Origin of the sequence: Rhodoferax sp., assembly GCF_025354435.1 — a bacterium.
Taxonomy (GTDB): Bacteria; Pseudomonadota; Gammaproteobacteria; order Burkholderiales; family Burkholderiaceae_C; genus Rhodoferax_B.
Window position 1 is genome coordinate 1 of the sequence record NZ_JANXMU010000060.1, and the last position, 24157, is coordinate 24157.

General features: G+C 63.7%; 21 protein-coding genes and 1 pseudogene. 9 read left to right on the top strand and 13 right to left on the bottom strand.

Translation table 11 applies throughout. The features are described 5' to 3' along the window. The 7 genes from cysT to Q0T48_RS15635 all read left to right on the top strand — a co-directional run. On the top strand, positions 1–636 hold a 636-nt coding region (gene cysT / locus Q0T48_RS15605; protein ID WP_295957811.1), incomplete at its 5' end, for a sulfate ABC transporter permease subunit CysT. Beyond that, positions 633–1580 (top strand): sulfate ABC transporter permease subunit CysW, encoded by a 948-nt coding sequence (cysW, locus tag Q0T48_RS15610; protein ID WP_295957815.1) that lies wholly within the window; start codon positions 633–635, stop codon positions 1578–1580. The genes cysT and cysW, both read left to right, overlap by 4 nt. A 9-nt stretch (positions 1581–1589) precedes the next feature. Continuing rightward, a complete protein-coding gene (locus Q0T48_RS15615; RefSeq protein WP_295957819.1) occupies positions 1590–2711 on the top strand; it encodes a sulfate ABC transporter ATP-binding protein in 1122 nt (373 codons plus the stop codon). A gap of 42 nt (positions 2712–2753) precedes the next feature. Beyond that, a complete protein-coding gene (locus Q0T48_RS15620) occupies positions 2754–3260 on the top strand; it encodes a disulfide bond formation protein B (RefSeq protein WP_295957822.1) in 507 nt (168 codons plus the stop codon). 44 nt (positions 3261–3304) lie between these two features. Continuing rightward, positions 3305–3883 (top strand): TetR/AcrR family transcriptional regulator, encoded by a 579-nt coding sequence (locus tag Q0T48_RS15625; protein ID WP_295957823.1) that lies wholly within the window; start codon positions 3305–3307, stop codon positions 3881–3883. 57 nt (positions 3884–3940) lie between these two features. After that, on the top strand, positions 3941–4885 hold the full coding sequence (locus tag Q0T48_RS15630; protein WP_295957825.1) for an SDR family oxidoreductase: 945 nt from the start codon (positions 3941–3943) through the stop codon (positions 4883–4885). Next, a complete protein-coding gene (locus Q0T48_RS15635) occupies positions 4873–5535 on the top strand; it encodes an epimerase (protein WP_295957828.1) in 663 nt (220 codons plus the stop codon). The genes Q0T48_RS15630 and Q0T48_RS15635 overlap by 13 nt, the downstream gene beginning before the upstream one ends. 76 nt (positions 5536–5611) lie before the next feature. Here the strand turns inward: Q0T48_RS15635 and Q0T48_RS15640 are convergent, their stop codons facing one another. Continuing rightward, positions 5612–6508 (bottom strand): aldose 1-epimerase, encoded by an 897-nt coding sequence (locus Q0T48_RS15640; RefSeq protein WP_295957830.1) that lies wholly within the window; start codon positions 6506–6508, stop codon positions 5612–5614. After that, positions 6505–8430, bottom strand: a pseudogene (locus Q0T48_RS22055) (diguanylate cyclase). Before Q0T48_RS22055 ends, Q0T48_RS15640 begins: the two are co-directional and overlap by 4 nt. Before the next feature lie 240 nt (positions 8431–8670). Between Q0T48_RS22055 and Q0T48_RS15650 the strand changes: the two are divergent. Continuing rightward, positions 8671–10311 carry an HD domain-containing phosphohydrolase gene (locus Q0T48_RS15650; RefSeq protein ID WP_366888024.1) on the top strand — a complete coding sequence of 547 codons (1641 nt, stop codon included), beginning with the start codon at positions 8671–8673 and terminating at the stop codon, positions 10309–10311. Positions 10312–10367: 56 nt separating this feature from the next. On the opposite strand, the gene argA is transcribed toward Q0T48_RS15650, so the two are convergent. The 6 genes from argA to Q0T48_RS15680 all read right to left on the bottom strand — a co-directional run bounded on the left by argA (position 10368) and on the right by Q0T48_RS15680 (position 19146). After that, positions 10368–11714, bottom strand: a complete 1347-nt coding sequence (argA, locus tag Q0T48_RS15655; protein WP_295958183.1) for an amino-acid N-acetyltransferase — start codon at positions 11712–11714, stop codon at positions 10368–10370. Positions 11715–11866: 152 nt separating this feature from the next. After that, positions 11867–13993, bottom strand: a complete 2127-nt coding sequence (gene mdoH, locus Q0T48_RS15660; RefSeq protein ID WP_295957837.1) for a glucans biosynthesis glucosyltransferase MdoH — start codon at positions 13991–13993, stop codon at positions 11867–11869. Next, positions 13990–15507, bottom strand: a complete 1518-nt coding sequence (locus Q0T48_RS15665; protein ID WP_295957840.1) for a glucan biosynthesis protein G — start codon at positions 15505–15507, stop codon at positions 13990–13992. The genes mdoH and Q0T48_RS15665 overlap by 4 nt, the downstream gene beginning before the upstream one ends. Before the next feature lie 186 nt (positions 15508–15693). Next, positions 15694–17100: a sigma 54-interacting transcriptional regulator gene (locus Q0T48_RS15670; RefSeq protein ID WP_295957841.1), complete on the bottom strand. Its 1407-nt coding sequence runs from the start codon at positions 17098–17100 to the stop codon at positions 15694–15696. Continuing rightward, positions 17097–17690 carry a hypothetical protein gene (locus Q0T48_RS15675; protein WP_295957844.1) on the bottom strand — a complete coding sequence of 198 codons (594 nt, stop codon included), beginning with the start codon at positions 17688–17690 and terminating at the stop codon, positions 17097–17099. Before Q0T48_RS15675 ends, Q0T48_RS15670 begins: the two co-directional genes overlap by 4 nt. Further along, positions 17683–19146 carry an ATP-binding protein gene (locus Q0T48_RS15680; RefSeq protein ID WP_295957847.1) on the bottom strand — a complete coding sequence of 488 codons (1464 nt, stop codon included), beginning with the start codon at positions 19144–19146 and terminating at the stop codon, positions 17683–17685. Before Q0T48_RS15680 ends, Q0T48_RS15675 begins: the two co-directional genes overlap by 8 nt. 198 nt (positions 19147–19344) lie before the next feature. Between Q0T48_RS15680 and Q0T48_RS15685 the strand changes: the two genes are divergently transcribed. After that, positions 19345–20586 (top strand): crosslink repair DNA glycosylase YcaQ family protein, encoded by a 1242-nt coding sequence (locus Q0T48_RS15685; protein WP_295957851.1) that lies wholly within the window; start codon positions 19345–19347, stop codon positions 20584–20586. Positions 20587–20624: 38 nt separating this feature from the next. On the opposite strand, the gene Q0T48_RS15690 is transcribed toward Q0T48_RS15685, so the two are convergent. The 5 genes from Q0T48_RS15690 to Q0T48_RS15710 all read right to left on the bottom strand — a co-directional run bounded on the left by Q0T48_RS15690 (position 20625) and on the right by Q0T48_RS15710 (position 23938). Beyond that, entirely contained in the window at positions 20625–20837 is a 213-nt protein-coding gene (locus tag Q0T48_RS15690) for a hypothetical protein (RefSeq protein WP_295957855.1), read from the bottom strand. Positions 20838–20941: 104 nt separating this feature from the next. Continuing rightward, positions 20942–21487: a hypothetical protein gene (locus tag Q0T48_RS15695; protein WP_295957858.1), complete on the bottom strand. Its 546-nt coding sequence runs from the start codon at positions 21485–21487 to the stop codon at positions 20942–20944. After that, entirely contained in the window at positions 21487–22167 is a 681-nt protein-coding gene (locus Q0T48_RS15700) for a C39 family peptidase (RefSeq protein WP_295957861.1), read from the bottom strand. The genes Q0T48_RS15695 and Q0T48_RS15700 overlap by 1 nt, the downstream gene beginning before the upstream one ends. A gap of 10 nt (positions 22168–22177) precedes the next feature. Further along, positions 22178–22630 carry a hypothetical protein gene (locus Q0T48_RS15705; RefSeq protein WP_295957864.1) on the bottom strand — a complete coding sequence of 151 codons (453 nt, stop codon included), beginning with the start codon at positions 22628–22630 and terminating at the stop codon, positions 22178–22180. A gap of 18 nt (positions 22631–22648) precedes the next feature. Next, positions 22649–23938 carry a hypothetical protein gene (locus Q0T48_RS15710; RefSeq protein ID WP_295957867.1) on the bottom strand — a complete coding sequence of 430 codons (1290 nt, stop codon included), beginning with the start codon at positions 23936–23938 and terminating at the stop codon, positions 22649–22651. Positions 23939–24157 lie beyond the last annotated feature (219 nt).

Genomic DNA, 24157 nt, shown 5'->3' on the forward strand with positions numbered 1-24157 from the left:
CTGTTTGCCGCGCTGGTGAACCTGGTGTTTGGCCTGCTGGTGGCGTGGGTGCTGGTGCGCTACAGCTTCCCCGGCAAAAAGATTGTGGATGCGCTGGTGGACCTGCCGTTTGCGCTGCCCACCGCCGTGGCCGGTATCTCGCTGACCGCGTTGCTGGCCGGTAACGGTTGGATCGGCCAATATTTGGAGCCCATGGGCATCAAGCTGGCGTTTACCCCGGCGGGCATCGTCATAGCGCTGATCTTCATTGGCCTGCCCTTTGTGGTGCGCACAGTGCAGCCGGTGTTGGAAGATGCCGAGAAAGAGCTGGAAGAAGCCGCCACCTCGCTGGGCGCGACCCGCTTGCAAATTTTCACCCGCGTGATCCTGCCGCACATCGCCCCTGCGCTGCTGACCGGCTTTGCCATGGCCTTTGCCCGGGCGATTGGCGAGTACGGATCCGTCATTTTCATCGCGGGCAATATGCCCATGGTGTCGGAAATCACGCCGCTGATCATCGTCGGCAAGCTGGAGCAGTACGACTACGCCGGTGCCACCGCAGTGGCCTTGGTGATGCTGGTCATTTCATTCGTTTTGTTGCTGCTGATCAACGCCTTGCAGGCCTGGCAGCGCCGCCACGCAGGAGCCCCGGCATGAGTGCGCTTTCCAAACCCGTGCGCCGCGCCAAAGCGGGCACTACCGAAGCCGCCTGGGTGCGCACCACGCTGCTGACCATCGCCCTGGTGTTTTTGTTTCTGTTTCTGGTGCTGCCGCTGGCGGCGGTGTTTACCGAGGCCTTCCGCAAGGGCGCGGGCGCGTATTTTGAAGCGCTGCAAGAGCCCGATGCCTGGGATGCCATCAAGCTCACTCTGCTGGCTACCGGTATCGCTGTGCCGCTGAACCTGGTGTTTGGCGTGGCCGCGGCCTGGGCGATTGCCAAGTACGAGTTCTGGGGCAAGTCGTTTCTGACCACCCTGGTGGACCTGCCGTTTTCGGTGTCGCCGGTGGTGGCTGGGCTGGTCTATGTGCTGATGTTTGGCGCGCACGGCTGGTTTGGCCCGTGGCTACAAGCGCATGACATAAAGATTATTTTTGCGGTACCCGGCATCGTGCTGGCCACCGTATTCGTGACCTTTCCGTTCATCGCCCGCGAGCTGATTCCGCTGATGCAGGCCCAGGGCAACGACGAAGAGCAGGCGGCCATCGTGCTGGGCGCCACCGGCTGGCAAACCTTCTGGTACGTGACCCTGCCCAACATCAAATGGGGCCTGCTGTACGGTGTGATCCTGACCAACGCCCGCGCCATGGGCGAGTTTGGCGCGGTGTCGGTGGTGTCCGGCCACATCCGCGGCCAGACCAACACCTTGCCGCTGCATGTGGAGATTTTGTACAACGAATACCAGTCGGTGGCCGCGTTCGCCGTGGCCTCGCTGCTGGCCATCCTGGCACTTGTCACCCTGGTGATCAAGTCGATTGCCGAGTGGCGTATCGAGCGCGAGCTCAAAGCCATTGCCGAAGCCCCGCCTGAACAGCCCCGTGTGGATGTGCCTACGCCCCCATCGCCGCCCCCCTTTAACGGCCAACTGGCTGTGGCCCATTGAAAGAACAGCATGAGCATTGAAATCCGCAATATCCACAAACAGTTTGGCAGCTTCACCGCCTTGGGTGACGTGAGCCTGGACATCGAATCCGGTGAACTGGTCGCCTTGCTCGGCCCCTCGGGCTGCGGCAAAACCACACTCTTACGCATCATCGCCGGACTGGAAACGCCGGACGCGGGCAGCATCCATTTCTCGGGCGCAGACACCACCGACGTGCATGTGCGCGAGCGCCAGGTGGGCTTTGTGTTCCAGCATTACGCGCTGTTTCGCCACATGACGGTGTTCGAGAACGTGGCCTTTGGCCTGCGCGTCAAACCCCGCAACCAGCGCCCTAGCGAGGCGGTCATCAAGGCCAAGGTGCACGAGCTGCTGGGCCTGGTGCAACTGGATTGGCTGGCAAACCGCTACCCGTCGCAACTCTCCGGCGGCCAGCGCCAGCGTATCGCCCTGGCCCGCGCCCTGGCGGTGGAGCCCAAAGTGCTGCTGCTGGACGAGCCCTTTGGCGCGCTGGATGCCAAGGTGCGCAAAGAGCTGCGCCGCTGGCTGCGCCGTCTGCACGATGAGCTGCATGTCACCAGCATCTTCGTGACCCACGACCAGGAAGAAGCCCTGGAAGTGGCCGACCGCGTGGTGGTGATGAATAAGGGCAAGGTCGAACAAATCGGCTCGCCGCAGCAGGTGTGGGACCACCCGGCCAGCCCGTTTGTCTACGGCTTTTTGGGCGATGTGAACCTGTTCCATGGCCGCGCCCACGAGGGCGAGGTGCAGCTCGAAGGCATCAAGATCCAGGCCCCCGAGCACGACGCGGCCCAGGATGCCAAGGCTTTTGCCTACGTGCGTCCGCACGACATCGAGGTGCAGCGTTACACCAAGGGGGAAGGCCTGGACGATGCCGGCAAGCCGCGTGGCATGGTGGTCACGCTCAGCCGCGCCCTGGTGATCGGCCCCATCGCCCGTTTGGAACTTACGCCCGTGGATGCGAACCAAGCGGGGGACAATACCCAGGACAACCTGATCGAAGCGCAACTGCCTGCGCAAGCGTTCCGGGATCTGGGTGTGAACGAGGGCGACACGCTGGTGGTAATACCGCGCCGCGCCAAGGTGTTTATTGAAGAGGCCGCTGGCGTGTGATGTGATATCCACCTGGCGGTCAATTATTTTGAAAGCCAATGGATGTTATTGAAGTTGATCGATACGGCCCCGCGCCGAGTGTGGTTGCTGGTGTGCCTGGGCTGTATTGGCCTGCTGGCTTTCGGTTTGTACCTGCAGCACGTGGTGGGGCTGGAGCCCTGCCCGATGTGCATCGTGCAGCGCTATGCTCTCGTTTTGGTAGCGGCTCTCGCTGGTGCTATAAGCGCTAGTGGCCGAAAAGGCTTGCAAAATGGCGGCGTGGTCTTGCTGCTGCTGGTGGCGGGTTTCGGGGCCTTTGTAGCCGCCCGCCAAAGCTTTTTGCAGTGGTACCCCCCCGAAGTGGCCACCTGTGGCCGCGACCTGTACGGCATGATTGAAACATTCCCGCTCAAGCGTGCCATCCCCATGATCTTCAAGGGCGGCGGCGACTGCACCGTGGTGGACTGGACCTTTCTGGGCGGCTCCATCGCCAACTGGTCGTTTGTCTGCTTTGCGCTGATTACGGCACTGGCCCTGGTGTTTCTGGCCCGCACATCCCACCGACGTTAAAGCTGTTTATAATTGAGTGGTTGCTCAATTAATAACAAAACCCCATGGCCCGACCCCGCAGCATAGACAAGCATGCCGCCATCCTGGATGCCGCCATCCAGGTGATCGCGCAGCGCGGGCTGGCGGCCACGCCCACCTCGGCTATTTCCAAGGCGGCAGAGGTAGCCGAGGGCACGCTGTTCACCTACTTCAAAACCAAGGACGCGCTGGTCAACGCGCTGTACCTGGAGATCAAGCGCGAAATGGCCGATGCCATGATGGACAGCTTCCCGCACCACGCAGCCATCCGCCAGCAATTGCAGTACGTGTGGGACTGCTTTGTACGCTGGGGCGTGGCGCATCCGGCCAAAAAACAGGTGATGGACCAATTGAAAACGGCAGCCGCCATCACCCCGGAAACCCGGCAGATCGCGGCTGCACCGTTTGCAGAAATTGAGCAACTGTTCCGCGCCAGTGTGGCAAACCGGGTGCTACGCGACTACCCAGTGGCCTTTATTTGGGCCTGTATGGCCAGCCTGGCCGAAGCCACCATGGACTTCATGTCCCGCGAACCCGAGGCCGCAGACAGCTACCGGTACATCGGTTTTGAAATGCTGTGGAACGGCATTGCCCAGACAAAATGATTCGGAAATTTTTTTGGATTTTTAGTTGCGTGATTACTCACGCATAAAGGAGTGTTGATGCATTGGAGTCTTCAAAATATCCCACCCCAAAACGACAAGCGGGTGGTAGTGACCGGGGTGGGCGGGCTGGGGTTCGAGGCCGCGCTGGCCTTGGCGGGTGCCGGGGCCGAAGTCATCTTGGCCGGGCGCAATCCGCAAAAGGGTACGGATGCCGTGCGCCACCTGGTGCGAATGCTGCCCCAGGCGCGGGTACGGTTTGAACTGCTGGACCTGGCCAGCCTGGCATCTGTTTACAGCTTCGCCGATCGGCTGGTGGCCGAGGCGCAGCCCATCGCCATCTTGGTCAACAACGCCGGGGTGATGATGCCGCCGCAGCGCCAGGCCACGGTCGACGGCTTTGAGCTGCAGTTTGGTACCAACTACCTGGGCCACTTTGCGCTGACGGCCCGCTTGCTGCCGCTGCTGTGCCAGGGCCAGGCGCGGGTGGTGAACCTGAGCAGCATTGCGCACCGTGGCGCGGCCATCCAGTTTGACGACCTGCAGTGGGAGCGTCGCTACAAGCCCTGGGCCGCGTACGGCCAGTCCAAGCTGGCGATGCTGATGTTCAGCTGCGAGTTGCAGCGCCGCAGCCAGCAAGAGGGCTGGGGCCTGAGCAGCTACGCGGCCCATCCGGGTTTTGCCCGTACCGAGCTGATTGCCAACGGGCCCAAACTGGGCCCGCTGCTGGCACAGATCAACCAGTGGATACAGCCGTTTGTGAGCCATTCGGCGGCGCAGGGTGCTCTGCCGACCTTGTTCGCGGCGGTAGACCCACAAGCCCAGGCGGGGGCCTACTATGGCCCCGACGGGTGGTTTGAGCTCAAAGGCCCGCCGCACCTGGCTAAAGTAGCTGCGCCCGCGCGGGATGCCGATGCGGCAGCCCGTTTGTGGACGGTTTCAGAGCAACTGACCGGGACGCACTGGCTGCCCCAGACCTCAGGAGTTGCACGATGTATATCTTGATTTTTGGCACCTCGGGCATGGTGGGGCAGGGCGTGTTGCGCGAATGTCTGGCCGACCCCGCCGTCACACAGGTACAAACCGTGGGCCGCACACCGCTAGGCCAGCAACACGCCAAGCTGCGCGAGCTGGTGGTTCCCAATATGGAGGATTACAGTGCGGTAACCGCTCAGCTCACGGGGTTTGGTGCCTGCTTTTTCTGCCTGGGTGCCACGTCGTCTGGCCTCTCCGAGGCGCAGTACAGCCACATCAGCTACGACCTGACCTTGGCCGCTGCCGAGGTGCTGGCACGTTGCAATCCGCAGATGGTGTTTGTCTACGTGTCGGGCGCGGGCACCGACAGCACCGAGCAGGGCCGCAGCATGTGGGCGCGCGTCAAAGGCCGCACTGAAAATGCTTTGATGCGCCTGCCATTCAAAGCGGTGTACCTGTTCCGCCCTGGCGTTATCCAGCCGCTGGACGGCATCCAGTCCAAAACCGGCTCCTACCGCATCCTGTACAGCCTGCTCAAGCCGCTGCTGCCCGTGCTGCGGGCGCTGCTACCCAATCATGTGCTTACCACCCGCCAGATCGGTCAGGCCATGCTGCGCTGCGCCCATACCGGCGCACCCAAGGCCGTGCTGGAGGCTGCAGATATTCGCGCTCTGGTTTAGATGGAAACAGGCTCTAGCGCATATATTATTTGCGCTATTAGCTACTAAAAATGTAGCATTAGTTGGTTTCTACACCTTATGCAGGCCAGATGGGCTGCAAGCCCATGGTGGTATGCAGGGTGGCACCGGGGGCCAGCAATTGGCCGCCTACGTCGCCCTGGCCTTGCTGCGCCAGGTTCATCCAGTCGGTGCAGTTACTCACAGGCTCGATGCAGAATATCTCGCCCCCTTTGGGGCAGTACAACACGAAGTAGTTGAACGGGGCCTGTGCCGTCATCACCAGCGCGGTGCCGGTGTCGGGCCAATCCACGCGGGCTTGCTGGTTCCAGCCGATGAAGTTGTTGTCCAGGTCCAGCGTGTCCAACACGATGCCGCTGCGCATAGCGGCCAAGAAATCAGGCTTTTGCAGCGTGGTCGGCATGACTTCGGCATCGCCCCCCCACATTGCCTGCACGTCAGTGGTCAGGCGCGTACCGGCGCGGTGCGGCACGTAGGGGTGGTGGCCTACGCCCACCGGCATGTCTACCGTATCGGTATTGGTGACCGACAGCAGCACCGTCAAACCGGTCTGTGCGTCCAACGTAAACCGCTGTTCTGCGCGAAAGGCATAGGGCCACACACCGGCAGGGCTGTCCAGCGCCAGGGTGGCGTGGTCGCTGCCCTGGCTAACCACCTGCCAGGGCTGTTGCCAAGCGGTGCCGTGGATGGCGTGTTTCGAATCCGGGTAGTTGGCGGGCAGGTCCAGCGGGCGCGGGCCAAAGCTGCTGTGGCCATCGCGGATGCGGTTGGAATAGGGCACCAGCGGGTAGCTGGCCATGGTCCAGGGCGTGGCCGGGTTGGGGTCCGTGTTGGGGCGCAGCCAGTGCTGTTGCTGGTCGCCACGCTGGCTGTAAAAGCTGGCAATGGCACCACCAACGGCTGGGGCCAGGGTGGCGATGAGCTCACCGGCACGTAATTCAAGGGTAGATGTCATAGGGTTTCGGTCAATGTTGGGGGGGCGCAGACGTAACGGGCACGACCCTGGTCTTTGGCCTGGTACAGGGCGGCATCGGCCTGAGACACCAGATCTTCGGAACGGGTGTTTGGGCCTGGGAGGATGCTGGCCACGCCGATGCTGAGGCTGACGCAGTCGGACACCAGCGATGCCACATGCGGCAGGCCTGCATCGCGCATGCGGTCCAGGCAGCGCTGGGCTACAAAGCTGGCACCCAGAGTGTCGGTATCCAGTAAAAGAATCGCAAACTCCTACCCGCCGTAGCGCATCAGCAGCTCGCCGGGGCGGCACAGGCAGGCGGTCAAAATCCGCGCTACCGCCTGCAGGCAGGCATCGCCGCCTGGATGGCCATAGTGATCGTTGTAAAGCTTGAAGTGGTCGATGTCGATCATCAGCAGAGCCAGGGGCTGCTTTTGGCGTGCACTGCGGGCCCATTCGGACTGCAGGCATTGGTCAAAGTAACGCCGGTTGCCCACACCGGTCAGGCCATCGGTGATGCTGAGCTGCGCCAGCTGCGTGTTGGCTTTCTGCAGCTCGGCCTGGAACTGCATGCGCTCGGTGATGTCCAGGTGCGTGCCCAGGATGCGGGTGGCCCGGCCTGCCGCGTCGCGCTCGATCACCATGGCGTGGCTCAGCACCCAGATCCAGTGGCCTTCTTTGTGCAGCATGCGGTGTTCCAGCTTGTAGCCCGCAGCCTGGCCTTTGGCATGCGCCAAAAAGGCCGCATGCACGGCTGGCGCGTCTTGGGGGTGGATCAGGCTTTGCCAGAAGGCCGACTTCAACGGTGTGGCCTCGGGGGCGTAGCCCAGCATTTGCCATTGGCGCTCGTTGATGGTCAGCGTGTCGCTCGCAATATCCAGGTCCCACAGGCCCAGGTCGGCCCCTTTGAGGCCAAACTCGAAACGGCGCATGGTTTCTTGCAGTGCCTGCTGTGCGGTTTTGTGGGCTTGTTGGAGCGCCCGGCGGCGGTTGTGCACATAGCCCAGGGCGACGCAGGCCCCGGCACACAGCAGGCCAAAAACACCGGCCGAGGCCAGCGCATCGGTACGCCAGGGCGCATCGATCGCTGCCAGGTTGCGGCTGACCGAGACGGTCAGTGGTTTGTTCATGCGCAGTTCGGGGGGCAGGATGTTGCGCATGGCCACCATGCGTTCGTCCTTGTAGCGTTGCGACGGGCCGATCAAATCACTGCTGGCCTGGCCTGAGTCCACATGTTGCCGAAACAAGGAGCCTGCAACGTTGAGGTCTCGCTCGCGCGGGGAGTTGTCTGGCGGGGCAACCAGGAATTCTTTGCCGTCGCCATGGGCGATGCTGACGGCCATGTCGGGCGCATAAATCACCGAGCGCATCACGATGTCGAAATAATCGGGGTCGAGAGATGCAAACACCACCCCGGCGAACCGGCCCTGGTCGTCTGTGAACGCCTTGCTCAAGGCCACCACGTAGGCATTCAAGACCGATAAAAAAGGCGGTGAAACGTACAGCGCAGCGTAGTCCGGCTGTGCCTGGGGCAAGGCAAAGTAGGTTCGCGTATGGAAATCTTTACCTAAAAGATCTTTGCGGTTGGCCCCGACCACCAGGCCGTCTTTGTTGAGCACGATCATGGCGCGTACACCCGGCATCGCATCGGTCAGCACCTGCAGGCGGCGCTGCAGATTGGTTTCGGTGGCATCGCCATCGGCGTAGAACAGGTCGTAGCGCACACCGGTCAGTGCGCTGTTGGCACCTTGTAGCTGGCGGACCAGGTTTTCTTCGACCACCCGGGCCTGGTTTTGCAGTTGGTTGCGTTCACGTTCGCGGTTGGCGCTGTGCGCCCGGCCCAGCCAGTACGCCACGGCGCTGCCCAGCAGGGCCAGTAGCAACAACAACACCAGCCACTCCCGGACATGGCGTCGGTCCATTCGGGCAGGGGGGGTGGGGGGAAGGGGTGTGGACTTCACTGCGCGCGTTACACGGTCAGGCTGGGGGTATACAGGTGGGCCATTTGTAATTGTAACGAGGCTGGTTTGCCAGATAAAACTGCACCGGGGGCCACGCTTGTGCGCACTTTCTGTGAACTTTCGATTCAGAATTTGATGTTAATCTTCCCGGCTGACAAGTACTTACAAACATTACCACCCCGGGACGATGCAAATATGGCGATGGACCTCGTCGATGACCTGCTTAGCCGACTCGATCAGCTCAATACCATTGGGGCGGCGCTGTCCAAAGAGCGCAACACCAACAGCCTGTTGGAAGGTATTTTGATTGCCGCCAAAAACATCACCCAGGCCGATGGCGGCACCCTCTACCGCATGACCGAAGATGGCAGCGCGCTGCGGTTCGAAATCATGCGGACCAACTCGCTGAACCTGTTTCTGGGCGGTACCACCGGTAAAGCCATCGACTTTGCGCCGCTGCAATTGATCAACGCTGAGGGTGGTTTCAACGACACCATGGTGGCCACGTTTGCCGCCATCCATGACCGCACCGTCAATATTGCCGATGCCTATGTAGAGGCCGGTTTCGACTTCTCGGGCACCAAGGCGTTTGATGCCCGCACCGGCTACCGCTCGCAGTCTTTCCTGACCGTGCCGATGAAGAACTTTGACGGCGAAGTCATCGGCGTGCTGCAGCTCATCAACGCGCTGGAGCCGGGCCTGGGCCGGGTGGTGACATTCTCCGAGGCTGACCAGCGCCTGGTCGAGTCATTGGCTTCGCAGGCTGCTATTGCCCTGAGCAACCGGCAACTGGTGAACCAGTTGGAGACACTGTTCGAGTCGTTTGTGCAGCTCATCAACACCGCGATCGACGACAAATCGCCCTACGCCCGCGACCGCTTCAACCGCGTGCCCGCGCTGACCCTGATGCTGGCTTCCGCCGTGGATGCCACCACCGAAGGGCCCTACGCCAGCTTCCAGATGAGCGAGCGCGACCGCTACGAGCTCAAAATCGCGGGCATGCTGCACGACTGCGGCAAGATCGCCACGCCGGTGCACGTGACCGACAAGGCCACCAAGCTGCAAACCTTATTTGACCGCATTGAGCTCATCAGCACCCGTTTTGAGGTCCTTAAACGCGATGCCGAAATCGCCACCTTGCGCCAGCAACTCGCGATGCGGACCTGCACAGACCCCGCCGCCGAAGCCGCCGCCGAGCAGCGCGGCGACGAGATCCGGGTCCGTATCGATGCCGACCGGGCTTTTCTGCGTGAAGTGAACCAGTCGCAGTCGGTGTTATCCGATGTCCAGCTCAGAAAAATCCGCGATATCGGCGTGCGCCGCCATTGGCGCAATGCCGACGGTGTGCAAGTGCCGTTTTTAAGCAGTGACGAGCTGGAGAACTTGTCCATCCTGCGCGGCACGCTGACCGAGCAAGAGCGCGACATCGTCAATCACCACGTGGTCGCCACCCAGACCATGCTGGAGCAAGTCCCTTGGCCCAAGCACCTGAAAAACGTTCCTGAATACGCCAGTACCGGCCATGAGCGCATGGACGGCAGCGGTTTCCCCAAGGGGCTGACCCGCCACCAGATGTCGCTGCAGGCCCGCATGCTGGCCTTGGCCGATGTGTTTGAAGCCCTGACCAGTGCCGACCGCCCGTACCGGCCACGCATGAAGCTGTCCAAGGCGCTGGAGATCATGGTGCGTTTCAGCAAAAATGGTCACATCGATCCCGACCTGTTCGACGTGTTCATGCACAAGGGCGTATACCGCCACTTTGCCGAAAAATACCTGAGTCCCGAGCAGATTGACCTGCCGTCGTTTGAAGACACCGCTCCGGCTGACTTGCACAGCCATTGAGCTTTAGAACTTCTCCGTAAAGAAGTTGGTGTAGCACAGCGTAGCCTGGGGGTGAATCACAGTTTCTTCACCAGGACTTGGCTTTTGCGGTCCCAGTTGTACTTGCGCTTGCGGGCCTCGGGCAGCCACTCGGGGTCTACCTGCTCGAAACCGCGTTTGATGAACCAGTGCATGGTGCGCGTGGTGAGTACAAAAATGCTGTGCAGTCCGGCGGCACGGGCGCGCTGCTCGATGCGCTTGAGCACCTTTTCGCCATCGCCCTGGCCTTGCACCTGGGGCGACACGGTCAGCGCCGCCATCTCGCCGGTGTGGGCCTCGGGGTAGGGGTAGAGCGCCGCGCAGGCAAAGATCACGCCGTCGTGCTCCACCACGGTGTACAGGTCGGCATCGCGCTCGATCTCGGTGCGGCTGCGCTTGACCAGGGTGCCGTCTTTCTCAAACGGTTCGATCAGTTGCAGGATGCCGCCCACGTCGTCCACCAGCGCCTCGCGCAGGCTTTCCAGTTTTTCATCTACCACCATGGTGCCGATACCGTCGTGCACGTAGACCTCCAGCAAGATCGCGCCGTCCACCGCAAACGGGATGATGTGGCTGCGTTCCACGCCGGATTTGCAGGCCTTCACGCAGTGTTGCAGGTAAAACGCGGTGTCGGTCGGGCGGTTGGCGGCGGGCAGGTCGGCCAGCAGCTTTTCGGCCACGGCCAGCGGCAGTTCGGTGTCGATGGGATTGTCTTCGCTCTCGGGCTCGCCGGGGCGCATGCGGATGCCGGGCACCTCGGTCAAAAAGATCAGTTTGTCGGCCTGCAGCGCGCTGGCTACCGAGGTCGCCACTTCTTCCATCGTCAAGTTGAACGCCTCACCGGTGGGCGAAAAACCAAACGGCGACAGCAGCAGCATGGCCCCCATGTCGAGCACGCGGGTGATGCCGCCGGTATCCACCTTGCGCACCAGCCCCGAATGCTGAAAGTCGATGCCGTCCACAATGCCGACCGGCCGGGCGGTGATGAAGTTGCCCGAAATCACCCGGATGGTGGCCCCGGCCATTGGCGTATTCGGCAGGCCCTGGCTGAACGCCGCCTCGATCTCGTAGCGCAACTGGCCCGCGGCTTCCTGGGCACAGTCGAGTGCCACCTCGTCGGTGATGCGGATACCGTTGGCGTATTTGGGCGCATGGCCTTTGGCGCGGAGCTGTTCGTTGACCTGCGGCCGAAAGCCGTGCACCAGCACCAGCTTTACGCCCATGCTTTGGATCATCGCCAAGTCTTGCGCCAGGTGCGGCAGCTTGCCCGCCGCAATCGCCTCGCCCGCCAGCGCCACGACAAAGGTCTGGTTGCGGAACTTGTGGATATACGGTGCCACCGAGCGGAACCAGGGCACAAAGGTAAAGTTGAAAACAGAAGTCATCATGGGCGCGCAGCCGGTGCAGGACGGCAAGGAGTGTGAGGGAAAAGTGTAGCAGCCACCCGGCACCCTGGTGCCAGGCGTGGGGCTACATGCCTTTTAGGCCTCTAGCGCATATTTCACCTACGTAATGTGCTATTAAAACCGCAGCATACCTAGTGTGTGCGCTCTCCGGCCAACGCCGCGTGCAGCAAGCGCAGGCTGTGCGGTTCGCTCAGGAAGCGCATGTGTTCGGCAGCGCTGGGGGCGGCGCCGCCGGTGCGGCTGAGTTGCAGCACGCGTTGGCGGCGGTGTTCGCCGCGCAGGCCTTGGCCGGTGTGGCGCGGGCCCAGGGCTTGCAGGGCCAGGGCGGCCAGGCGGGGCAGGTCCGCCAACCAAGGCGTTGCCGTTGCACGGGGGGCGTGGGCATAGCGCCAGGCTTGCTTCAGCACGGATGGCGAACGGCTTTCTTCGGGCACCAGCAGCCAACCGGCATCTTGCAGGCGCTGGCCCAGGCCGACGCGGCTGCTGAGCACGGTGAAGGGTACGGCCAGCAGCAGGGGCAGGCCCATGGGCAATAGCCACAGGAGAGAGTCGGGGGCGAACCAGGCGACCGCGCCCAGCAGGCAGGCCACGGCCAGGCCCAGGGGGCCGAAGCGCTGGGCGGCATAGCCCCAGGGCAGGTCGCTGGCCTCGCGCGGGGGCGAGGTCCATTCCAGCTTCCAGCCGGTCAGGCCACCCAGCACGAACAGGCTGTGCGCGGCCATGCGCAGGGGGGCTTGCAGCATGGACATCAGCGCCTCCAGCACCGTGCTGCCCAGCAGCTTCAGGCTGCCGCCAAAGGCCGCTTGCTCACCGCGCAGCAGCACGGCCAGCAGGCCCAACACGCGGGGCAGGGCCAGCATCAGCGCGGTCGATACCCACAGCGTGGCCACGCTGCGGCTGGACCAGAGTGGGATCTCGCTGTCGTGCAGCCACAGCGCGGCACCCAGCACCACGTACAGCAGCCACAGCGGGGCCGACACGTAGGACATGGCTCCAGTGGCCAGCATGGCGCGGTGCACCGGGCGCAGGCCGGGTTCGGTCAGCAGGCGGGCGTTTTGCAGATTGCCCTGGCACCAGCGGCGGTCGCGTTGCAGCTCGGCCAGCAGGTGCGGGGGTTGTTGCTCGTAGCTGCCTTCCAGGTCGTTGACCAGCCAGACTTCATAGCCTGCACGGCGCATCAGCGCGGCTTCCACAAAGTCGTGCGACAGGATTTCGCCCGCCAGCGCGCCCTTGCCCGGCAAGGTGGCCAGTGCGCAGTGCTGCATGAACGGGGCCACGCGGATGATGGCGTTGTGGCCCCAGTAGTGGGCCTCGCCGAGCTGCCAGAACTGCATACCGGCGGTGAACAAGCGCCCGGTGACGCGGCTGCCAAACTGCTGGCCACGGGCGTGCAGGGTGGCGTGGCCACAGGCGCGGGGGGCGGTTTGCAAGATACCGGCGCAGGGGTGGGCTTCCATCAGCCGGGCCAGGGTGACCAGGGTGTCGCCGCTCATCACGCTGTCGGCATCCATCACCACCATGTAGCGGTAGCTGCGGCCCCAGCGGCGGTAAAAGTCGGCCACGTTGCCGGCCTTGCGGCGGGTGCGGTGCTGGCGCCAGCGGTAGTGCACGCGCAGATGGCGGCCCGCAGTGTGAAGCTGCTCGCGCAGGGCCTGCCAGGCGGTGAGCTCGGCGGCGCGCAGGGCGGGGTCGCTGCTGTCGGACAGCACAAACACATCAAACAAACGCTCGGCGCCGGACGTGCTGAGGGATTCGCAGGTGGCGCGCAGCCCGGCAAACACCGTGGCCACGTCTTCGTTGCAGATCGGCATGATGACGGCGGTGCGGGCATCGGACGGCAGCACGGTATGGGCCGCGCTGCGCGCCGACAGCGCATGCGGGTCGCCGCGCAGGGTGACCCAGAAACCCATCACCGCGGTCACCGTGCCTGCCGACACCCAGGCAAACAGCAGCGCAAACAAACCGAGTTGCGCAGCCAGCAAGACATCGCTGCCCGCACCTGGTTGTGCGCGCCACAGCAGGGCGGTGGCAAACACGGTGGCGCTGGCGATCCAGAACAGCAGCCAGTGGCGGCGCTGCTGCGCGGCGGCCTCCCAGGCCGGTGGCAGTACCTGGTGCTGGGCGGCACTGGCGCGCCAGGGGGCATCAGCAGGGGCTTGCTGGCCGCGCAGGCGACCGGCCAGGCCGAGCCAGGGTTGCGCCCGCATGGAGCCGCGCTGGATGGGGGGCATACCGGAGGAGGAAGATGTGTGGTTCATGGGGCAACCTGGATGTAGGTCCATGTCTCACTGACCGTTTGGGGGCCAGTGCTGGACGGGGCGGTAAGAAAAGCGCGCAGCTCCACCGGTTGCGCAGGGTTCAGCGTTTGCACGCGCAGGGCCATGCGCCATGCCCCGGTGGAGTCGACGCGGTACACGTTGGATTCGGTGATGCGGCCATTGCTGTTGGCGCTGGCCACGGCCTTGAGCTCACCCGAGATGGGCAGGACCGGACCGGTGAAGTCCACGATGTACTGCTGCTCGTTTTTGGCCAGCGGGGCAAAGCTGTGGCCGACGCGGGTTTGCGCCACCCAGGCCTGGGGCGGGCGCTGCTGGGCATCGCCCTGCCAGTCCACGCGCCAGGCGATGTCCAGCGGCTGGCCGGGCGCGGGCAGGGTGGCGGGCACCCAGTAGGCGACGATGTTGTCGTGGGTTTCATCGGGCGTGGGCAGTTGCACCAGCTCGACCCGGCCAGGGCCCCAGTCGCCCAGCGGCGTGACCCAGGCCGAGGGGCGGCGTTCGTAGCTGGCCTCGGTGTCTTCATAGCTGGCGAAGCTGCGGTCGCGCTGCATCAGGCCAAAGCCTTTGGGCGCGCGGGTGGTGAAGGAGGTGACCAGCGGGCTGCGCGGGTTTTGCAGGGGCCGCCACAGCCATTCGCCCTCGCCGCTGGCCAGCATCAGGCCGTCGGAGTCGTGCACTTCGGGGCGAAAGTCAGTGCGGCTGGGCTGGTTTTCGCCAAAGCTGAACATACTGGTCAGCGGGGCGATGCCGAGGGTGCGGATGGGGTTGCTGGGTGTGTCGCGCAGGTACAGGCGGGCCTTGACGGTCATACGGGTGGTGGTGCCTGGCTCGATCTCGAAGCGGTAGACACCCGAGACGCGAGGCGAGTCGAGCAAGGCCAGCACGGTCATCGCCGTGGCACCGGCTTTCGGGCGCTCGATCCAGAAGTCGGTAAAGCGGGGGAATTCTTCTGGCCCGCCGCCCGCCGTGTCTACCGCCAGGCCGCGTGCCGACAGGCCGTAGTGCAGCCCAGCGCTGAGGGCGCGGAAGTAGCTGGCCCCCTGGAACACCACCAGCTCGTCTTTGTAGGCCGGGTTGTTCAGCGGGTAATGGATACGGAATCCGGCGTGGCCGATGTCGCCCCAGGTGGTGGGCTGCAAGGTGTTGGCACCGTAGCTGAAGTCTTTGGGGTTGAAGGTGAAGGGGCGCTCGCCTTCAGGGCTGATTTCATGCAGGCGTACCGGCTCGGTCTGGTACTTGCCCAGGTGGAAGAACATCAGCTCAAACGGCAGTTGCTCGGCGCGCCAGGCGGCCTGCTCGGGCTTGAAGCGGATGTCGCGCATCTGGTCGTAGGTGAGCTTGCGCAGCACCTCCGGCGTGCGGCTGGGCACGGGGCTGTAGGGTTGGGTGGCCAGGGCGCGGGCGCGTTCTCCCACAGAGTCGAAGTCGGTGGACATTGCGACCAACGGGATGGCCAGCACCAGTGCGGCCAGGGAGCGGTTCAGACATTGCATGCCCAAACCTAGTGCAAACCCTAGGCCAGTGTGAAAAACACTTTCAGATCAAGCACTTAACCGAGTTTTCGCATGTGTAGCAGGATGTAGAGGTCTGTAAAGCGTCGCTGATTGGCGACAGGCCCCGGCAGCCGGCCCGGCGTGCAGGCCGTAAGTGCTTGATGAATAAGGGAAAACCCGTTGTCGCTAGCGGGCGACAGGCGGCTCGGGGAGGTCGCCATTTTGCGACTCGGGGCCCGCATCGCCCCGGAACAGGCCCGGTGTCAGCCCGTGTTTTTGCAGCAACCGGTAGAACTCGGTGCGGTTGCGCTCCGCCAGCCGGGCGGCATCGGCGACCTGGCCATCGGTGAGCTTGAGCAGGCCCACCAGGTAGTCGCGCTCGAAGCGGTTGCGCGCCTCGGTAAAGCCCAGCACTTCCACCGTGGGTACGCGCAGCGCCCGCTGCACCAGGGCAAGGGGGACCAGCGGTGTGGTGCACAGCGCGCAGACCTGCTCCACCACGTTGTGCAACTGCCGCACATTGCCCGGCCAGGCGGCGGTGGAGAGCTGGCCCAGGGCATCGGGCGCAAAGCCTTTGAGCGGCTTGTGGTACTTGCTGGCCAGGCGCTGCAAAAAATGCTGGGCCAGCAGGGCGATGTCTTCGCGGCGCTCGGCCAGCGGCGGCAGGGTGAGGGTGACCACGTTGAGGCGGTAGTACAGGTCTTCGCGGAAGTCGCCGCTGGCCAGGGCCGCCTCCAGGTCGCGGTGGGTGGCCGAGACGATGCGCACATCCACGTCCACCGACTGCTGCGCCCCCACGGGCCGCACCTGGCGCTCTTGCAGCACCCGCAGCAGCTTGACCTGCAGGGCGGGCGGCATGTCGCCAATTTCGTCCAGAAACAGGCTGCCGCCGTGGGCGCTCTGGAACAGGCCCCGGTGGTGCGCCACCGCGCCGGTGAACGCGCCCTTGACGTGGCCAAACAGCTCGGACTCCAGCAGCGCCTCGGGGATGGCGCTACAGTTCACCGCCACAAACGGGCCGTGGGCGCGTGGGCTGGCGCGGTGGATGGCGCGGGCCAGCAGCTCCTTGCCACTGCCGCTTTCGCCCCGGATCAGCACCGAGGCATCGCTGGGCGCGACCAGCCGGGCCTCGGCCAGCACCTCGTCCATCACCGCGGAGCGGCTGACGATCTCTTCGCGCCACACCTCGCCCGCCGAGCCCGGCAGGGGCCGCGCCGTGGCCGATACCGCCAGCGCCCGCCCTACAGCGGCCAGCAGCTCCTGCCCGTCAAACGGCTTGGTCAGGTAGCTGAAGACCCCGCGCAGCGTGGCATCCACCGCATCGGGGATGCTGCCGTGGGCGGTCAGCAAAATCACCGGTAGGCCGGGCAGGCGGGCCTGCACCGCGTCGAACAGGGCCAGGCCGTTCATGCCGGGCAGGCGCACATCGCTCAGCACCAGTTGCGGCCGCAGCACTTCCAGCCGAGCCAAGGCGGCTTCGGCGCTGGCCACGGCGGTGACCTGGTGGCCAGCCGCGCCCAGGCGCAGCGACAGCAGGCGCAACATGTCGGCATCGTCGTCCACCACCAAAATTTGTACACGTGCCGGGCTCATGGTGCTTTGCCCACGCCGTTGCGGGGGGCCAGCGAGCGCTCGATGGCCTTCAGGGCTTCGAGCTGCTCGGTGAGCTGGTCGATGCGGCGCTGGCTGTCGCGTAGTTGCTGGGCTTGGCGGTTGATTTGTTCATCCAGGCGCTTTTGCTCGGTGGCGCGGGACGCCAGCAGCCGCACCCAGTCGGCCCAGGGCTGGGCGGCGGGGTCGGCGGAGGTTTGCAAGGCTTCTAACTGGGCCAGGGCCTTGGCGGCATCGCCGGGCACCCGCGTGTGCAACCAGACCAGGGCCAGGTGCACCGCGCTGGCTGGGGTGGCGGGTTCGGCGGCGATGCGGGCAGCTAGCGCGGGCAGCACGTCGGGCGCAGCCTGGCGCAACTGGTCTTGCCAGTGCTGCAGCTCGCGCCCGGCCTCGGCGGTTGGGTCGGGCGCCGGCAGTATCGGTGGCGGCAATACGAGCGGCGGCGGCGCGGGCGGGGTGTGGATGGGCGCTGCCTGTCGAGGGGCGTCCGGTACAACCTGGGGCAGTGGGCTGGCGCAGGCAGCCAGCACCAGCAGGCTGGCGGCGCAGAGCCATCGTAAACATTTAGGCATGGGAGGCATCCAGGGGTAAAAGTATGCGGAAGCAGGCCCCGCCTGCATCGGCCATCAGCAGCACCCGCCCGCCGTGGGCGGTGACCTGCTCGCGCACGATGGCCAGGCCAATACCGCTTCCGCGTGGTGGGTGGGTGCCGTTGCTGGTGCTGTTAGGGGGCGGCTGGGTGCTGCCTCGGTAAAACGGGTCGAAGATGTGTTCGCGGTCGGCGGCGGCCACACCGGGGCCGTCGTCGTTGATTTGCAGGGCGATGTACCGCTCTTCGGCACTGCCCAGCAGGCCCACCCACCAGCGGATGCGCCCGCCCGCCGGGCTGAACCGGATGGCGTTCGACAGCAAATTGCCGAGCGCCATGCCCAGCCGCTCCGGGTCTACCGGGTGGCTTAGCGTGGCATCGCCTTCGACTACCACCGCCAATCCACGGGCTTGCCAGCTCAGGCGCTGGGCCTGCACCACGTCTTGCACAAGGTGGTGCAGCAGGGTGGGGCGGCGTTGCAATTGCCGGGCATCGAAGGCGGCGGCGTTGTAGCGCAGCAGGTCTTCAATTTGCTGCTGCAGCACACTGGTGTTGTGCTGCAGGATGGCTACGATCTCGGCCTGCTCTGCGCCCAGCGCACCGCCCACGCCCTCGCTCAGCAGGGCCACGCCTTCGCGCAGGGCGGCCAGCGGGGTTTTGAGTTCGTGCGAGGTGTGGCGCAGAAATCGGGCTTTGTCTTCGTCCAGCTCGGTCAGGCGCAGGCGCAACCAGTCGAGCTGGCGGCCCAGGCTGGCCAGGTCGGACGGGCCGCGGATCACCACCGGCTCGTTCAGCCGCCCCTCGCCCAGCGCCACGATGGCCCGGCCCAGGCGGCGCAACGGCTGGGTCAGCCACAGCCCAAAGGCCAGCGCCGCCGCGGCCGCGGCCACGATGGCCACCAGCACCTGCTGTACCTGGCGGTTGCGTTGCGTCTCCAGCGCGTCTTGCACTTCCTGGTTGTGCTCGGCAATGCTTTGCTGCACCTGCAGCGTCAGCCCGCGCGAGATGCCGTCCAGCGTGCGGAACTCGGCCGCTACCGTCTCGCCCCGGGCCGCCAGGGCCAGCCGCCCGTCGGCCAACTGGCTGCGCACCCGCACCACCGAGGCCAGCCACTGTTGGGCCAGGGCGGCCGTGGGCGGGTACTGGCCCAGCGGCAGCAGCAGTGCCTGGGCCTGGTTGGCGGCATCGTCAAAGCGCTGGCGCAAAGCGTCGTCGCCCAGCACCAAGTACTGGCGGGCGGCCCGCTCCATGTCGGTACTGCGCTCGGCCAGGCCGCGGGTGGAAAGATTCAGCTGCACGCTCTGCTGCCCGGCCACGCGGCTTTGGGCCAGCACCCCTTGCAGCGCCTGCAAACCGCTGAGCGACACCGCGCCCAGCAGCAGCGCAATCAGCACGAAAGCGAACAGCAGCAGTTGGCGGAAGGAGGCGCGTAGGGTCAAATCGGTAAGGCTCCTGGACAGGTGGCGTAATGCGGCAACCAGTATAAAAGAGTGTGCTGCACTGCAACATGGGGGTGCCAGCCGTGGGGCTATGCTGGGGTCAACGCAGCAGCAAGCATTTCTTTAATTTACAAGCTTTTTAAGCTTCTGGCGTATATCCTGTCTACGCTAGTAGCTATTAATTTAATAGTAATCGCCATGCAAACCCCGACGCAGACTCTGACGCTACCCCAAGCCCGCAACCTGCACCTGGCCGCCCAGGGTTTGCTTACCACGCCACGCCGAAAAGCCACCCCCAGCGACCTGCGCCAGTGCATCCAGCGCATGCAACTGCTGCAGATCGACACCATTAGCGTGGTGGCGCGCAGCCCCTACCTGGTGCTGTTTTCACGGCTGAGCACCTACCCGCAGGCCTGGCTGGACGCGGCCCTGGCCAGCGGCCAGTTGTTCGAAACCTGGGCCCACGAGGCCTGCTTTGCGCCGGTGGAAGACCTGCTGCTGCATCGCAGCTACAACCAAAACACGCGCCGCCACTGGGGCTTGATGAACGGACAGGCGGTTCAAGCCCGCCAGCGCAGCCACCTCGACGCGCTGCTGGCCCACATCGGTAGCAATGGCCCGGTCAAGTCGTCTGAGTTCGCCCGCACAGACGGCAAAACCAGCGGCGGCTGGTGGGACCGTAAGGACGAAAAACGCTGGCTTGAAGCCCTGTTTGCCAGCGGCGAGCTGATGGTGGCCCGGCGTGACAGCTTCCAGCGGGTCTACGACCTGGCGCACCGCGTGCACCCCCACCTGACCGATGCGCCACTGCCCGAGGCCGCCGAGGTGCACACCGGCTTTGTAGAAAAAGCCATCCTCGCCCTGGGCATCACCCAGGCCCGCTGGGTGAACGACTACTTCCGCCAAAAGCCGCGCCTCAAGGATGCCGACCTGGACGCGCTGGTGGCGCAAGGCGTGGTCCAGCGCGTGAAAGTACAAGGCTGGACGGCCCCTGGTTACGTGCACCACCAGCACACCGAGCTGCTGCAAAAAGCCGCCGCAGGCCACCTGCGCGCCACCCACACCACGCTGCTGTCGCCCTTCGACCCCGTGGTGTGGGACCGCGAACGCGCATCCACTTTGTGGGGTTTTGATTACCGCATTGAGTGCTACACGCCCGAGGAAAAACGCACCTACGGCTATTTCGTGCTGCCCATCCTGCACAAGGGGACCCTGGTCGGCCGGTTGGATGCCAAGGCGCACCGGGCACAGGGCGTGTTTGAGGTGAAGGCACTGTTTGTGGAGCCCGGCATGAAGCTCAGTGATGCGGCGGTGCGGGCCGTGGCCGAGGCGATCCAGCGTTGCGCGGATTGGCACGGCACGCCGGAGGTACGGCTGGGGCGGACGGTGCCGGAGGGCTTGCTTGAGCGCCTAAGCAATGCTTTGCTGGTGAGTGGTTGATATGGCAGGCCAGCCTGTGGACGGTCGGCATCAATAATTTACCAAAGTGCCGAGTCGCGCATGTCTGTGAGGCGCTTACGCGCTTGGCTTTTGCGGTATTGCAGTATGCCGACGGCAACGGCCAACGCCAGACCGCTGCAAAGCAGGTCTTCCCAGATGCTCAGACTTCTGCCTAACAAAGTCACCCCCAAACCAAATATCCCTGCGGCGGTGAGCACCCCTGAAATGGCTGTAAGAACGATGTTCAACATGGGATTCAGCGCCGGGTATTGAAATGCTGGCAGTGCGTACAAGGGGAACAAGCTGGGCCATTCAACGTGGGCGACGAGGGTGCGTTTCCAGCTGCCATCCTGGCTTAGTGCGGCATGGCGGCGCGGGTAAGGGCGTCATTGATAGTGCCCTGCGCGTTCATGCTGCGGACCATACCCAAGCCGTTTGAGCTGGCGTTGATCATGGTCTGGACGTTGATCTGCTGGTTGTTCAGCGTATTTTGGATGATGGTGCCCGCCCCTATGTTCGCGAGATTGGCGGGAACAGTGTTGCCCGGGCCGTTCTGCACCAGGTTCAGGCCATGGAGCTGTCCATTCAATTGCAAAGCCTGCGCGGGCGTCAGCTTGGCCAAATCTCCGACGTTCAAGCTGGTTTCTGTGATCAGTGCGCCATTGATATAGACCGTGCGGGTGATGCCAAAGCTGACCAGCAGTCCGCCCCCCACGTCGAAGCCGCCGCGTAACTGGTCTAGGGTGCGGTCGCTGACGGTGTGCCAGATGCCGCTGTCGGCAGGGTTCTGCAGCTGTTCAGCGGCCTCTGAGCGGTCCGAAAAGTAACTCAGGACCACCAGAATGGCGCATATGCACAGGTTTCTTCCCCACTTGGTGTGGATAAAGCGGTTAGTGCGCATCAGTAATCTCCGGGCCCGAGTCGGGGCAGGGCGATGCCAGCCAGGCCGTCGCGGTTTAGGCCGTCTCCTACGGGGGCGCGTTGCGCTACGCTCCAGTCGGCCTGCAGATTGAAGCGGGCGGTGTCCATGCGGTTGTGCACGACAAATAGCAGGTGATTCTGCCAACTCTCCTCAAAAGCTGCGCGTGGCACGGCACGGGTACCCCGTGCGGGGTCGCCGACCAGTACCCGGTCGGGTTGCACGCCTTTGACCACCACAAAATGGTGGTAGCCGTTTTCGTTGATGAGCACGATGGCCGGTATGCGGGCCTCGTTGAGTTTGTCTAGCGGCTGCTCGAACCCATCAGCCTCAAATCCATGTACGGCCAGCACGCGTTTCATGTCGAGCAGTGAAAAGCCTTCGCGCTGGATCTTGTCTTGGTCGCCGTTCGCGTACATCTCTTCAAATACCCGTTGCTCGCTGACCGGATAGTTGTAATGGTGCGTCAGCAAAGTGGCTACGGCGGCCGAGCCACAACTGAAGTCGTATTTCTGCAGCAGCGTGCTGGTCCAGCGGGCTTCGCGGATGCTGGTGACCGGGACGCGGAAGTCTCCCGCGCCCATCGATGGCAAATGCGCTACCTGCGCGGGTGCCGTGCCGACACCGCTGAGCAGCACGAAAGAGAACAACAGGCGGCGCATGGTCTTGCCATCAGTTCAGCTGTAGATGCAGGATGACTGCATTCTGGATCAGCACGTTCGCGCCGGAATTCTGGATCACCACCGGTATGCCGCTCATATTGGTGAAAGCGCCAGAGCTGATGGCGTTGTTGCCGGTACTGACCTGTTGCGCGGTGTTGTCGGAGGTGGTTCCGGTCAATGTCATGTCATTGCGAACGATCTGGGAACCGCCGCGGTAATGGCCCAACGCGGCCATGGCTACCGGTTTGTTGAAGCCGGCCATCCTTGTGGTGGTCGCGCTGTTGCCTGTGTCCACAACTGTCTGCGCCGTGGCGGATGCCATCACAACGCAGGCCAGCAACAAGCTGCCCGACCAGGATAGTATTTTTTTGGATTGCATAAAGTTGTCCCCTCGGTCTCTGGATGGCGTGACTAGGGTGCCGGTATCGACCATGCATTCCGCATCCGGGGATGCGGAATGCATGGAATTACGGGCTACGTGTTAATGGCCCACAGACAAATTGGCCTGCACGTTCACGCTTTGCTGAACCAGCGATGCGATGCCGCTGTTCTGGCTGGCGACCATGATGCCGGCAGCCGACTGGCCGACGCTGGTCATGGTATTGGACATGTTGAACGTACCCGCATCAACGGTGTTGGTGCCGGCAGCTCCACCTGTGCCGCTACCACCGGCACCGGCTGTGCCGCCCATGGCCGTGTTGGTACCACCGTTGCCAGCACCGCCTGTGCCGCTGCCGCCAGCGCCGCCAGCACCCGCTGTGGTGGTACCACCCGTAGCGGCACCACCAGTGGCGCTACCGTTAGTGGCTGCGCCGCCCGCACCGCCCGTGCCAGCACCCGCGGTACGGGTGCCGCCGCCAGCATTGGCGGATGCAGTGCCGCCTGCGCCACCTGCACCACCTGCGCCTGTCGTGCTCGTACCGCCAGAGCCGGTTCCTGTGCCGGTACCGTTTGCGGTTCCGTTATTGCCGTCGCCATTGGATGCGGTTCCAGTGCCGGTGCCATTGGCATTGGCAATGGCACGGCCGCTGTTGCCGCCGTCGTCGCCGTTGGCATAGGCTCTGCCGGATTTATCGCCACCGCTGGCACTGCCACCCCAGCCGCTACCGGCTTTGCCGCCATCGGCACTGCCGTTGATAGTTTTGGTACTGGCGCCACCGGTGTAGGCCTTGCCGCCATTGCCACCTTCTTCACCATCGCCTTTGCCGCCCGATCCGCCGTTGCCTTTGCCAGATGCATAGCCGCCCTTGGCATTGCCGCCGTCGCCGCCATAGCCCTTGCCGCCATTGGCATTGCCGGAATTGGAGGCGCTATTGCCAATGCCGTAGATGCGAACGCCCGAAACAGAGCCTTCCAGCTTGCTGGTGGCCGTGGCGGTTGCTACGTTGAAGGCATTGGTGAAAGTACCCGTTGAGCCATTGTTGAGGGCCGCAGAGCGCGAGCCACTGGCATCGGCCCCCCCCGTATCGCGGTAGTTGGTACTGCTATTGGCGTAGGAGTGTGTACTCGAGTCTGTCTTGGTGACGGTTTTGGTATCGGTATTCGTTTTGGTAATAGTTTTGGTATCCGTATTGGTCTTGTTAGTGGTGATGGTCTTCGTGTCGGTATTCGTCTTGGTGCTTGAATCCGTAAGGTTGCTGGTAGCGGTATTGGTGTTGCTGCCACCGTCATCGGCCCGCTGCCGTGAATTCACGTCCAACGTATCGGCAAATGCCACACTGCCCAGACCAAACGCTGCTACGAGAGCAGAAGCCAAAAGTGTTCTTTTCATAAAGCCTCCAAATGTTAAGAGTAGAAAGTTCCTCAATTGAATCGCGACACCACAACTCCGGGGCTGCAACAGCAAATTGTGTGCCTGTTTTTTTTGCTTTGGTTTGTATGCGATTTGCGTGGGGAAATAACGTAATTCATTGGTGAATCTACCTAGATATGGGGCCTTTGTGCCTACCGATGCCGGGTATCCACCGCGCCTGGTTGTAACGATTCCGTG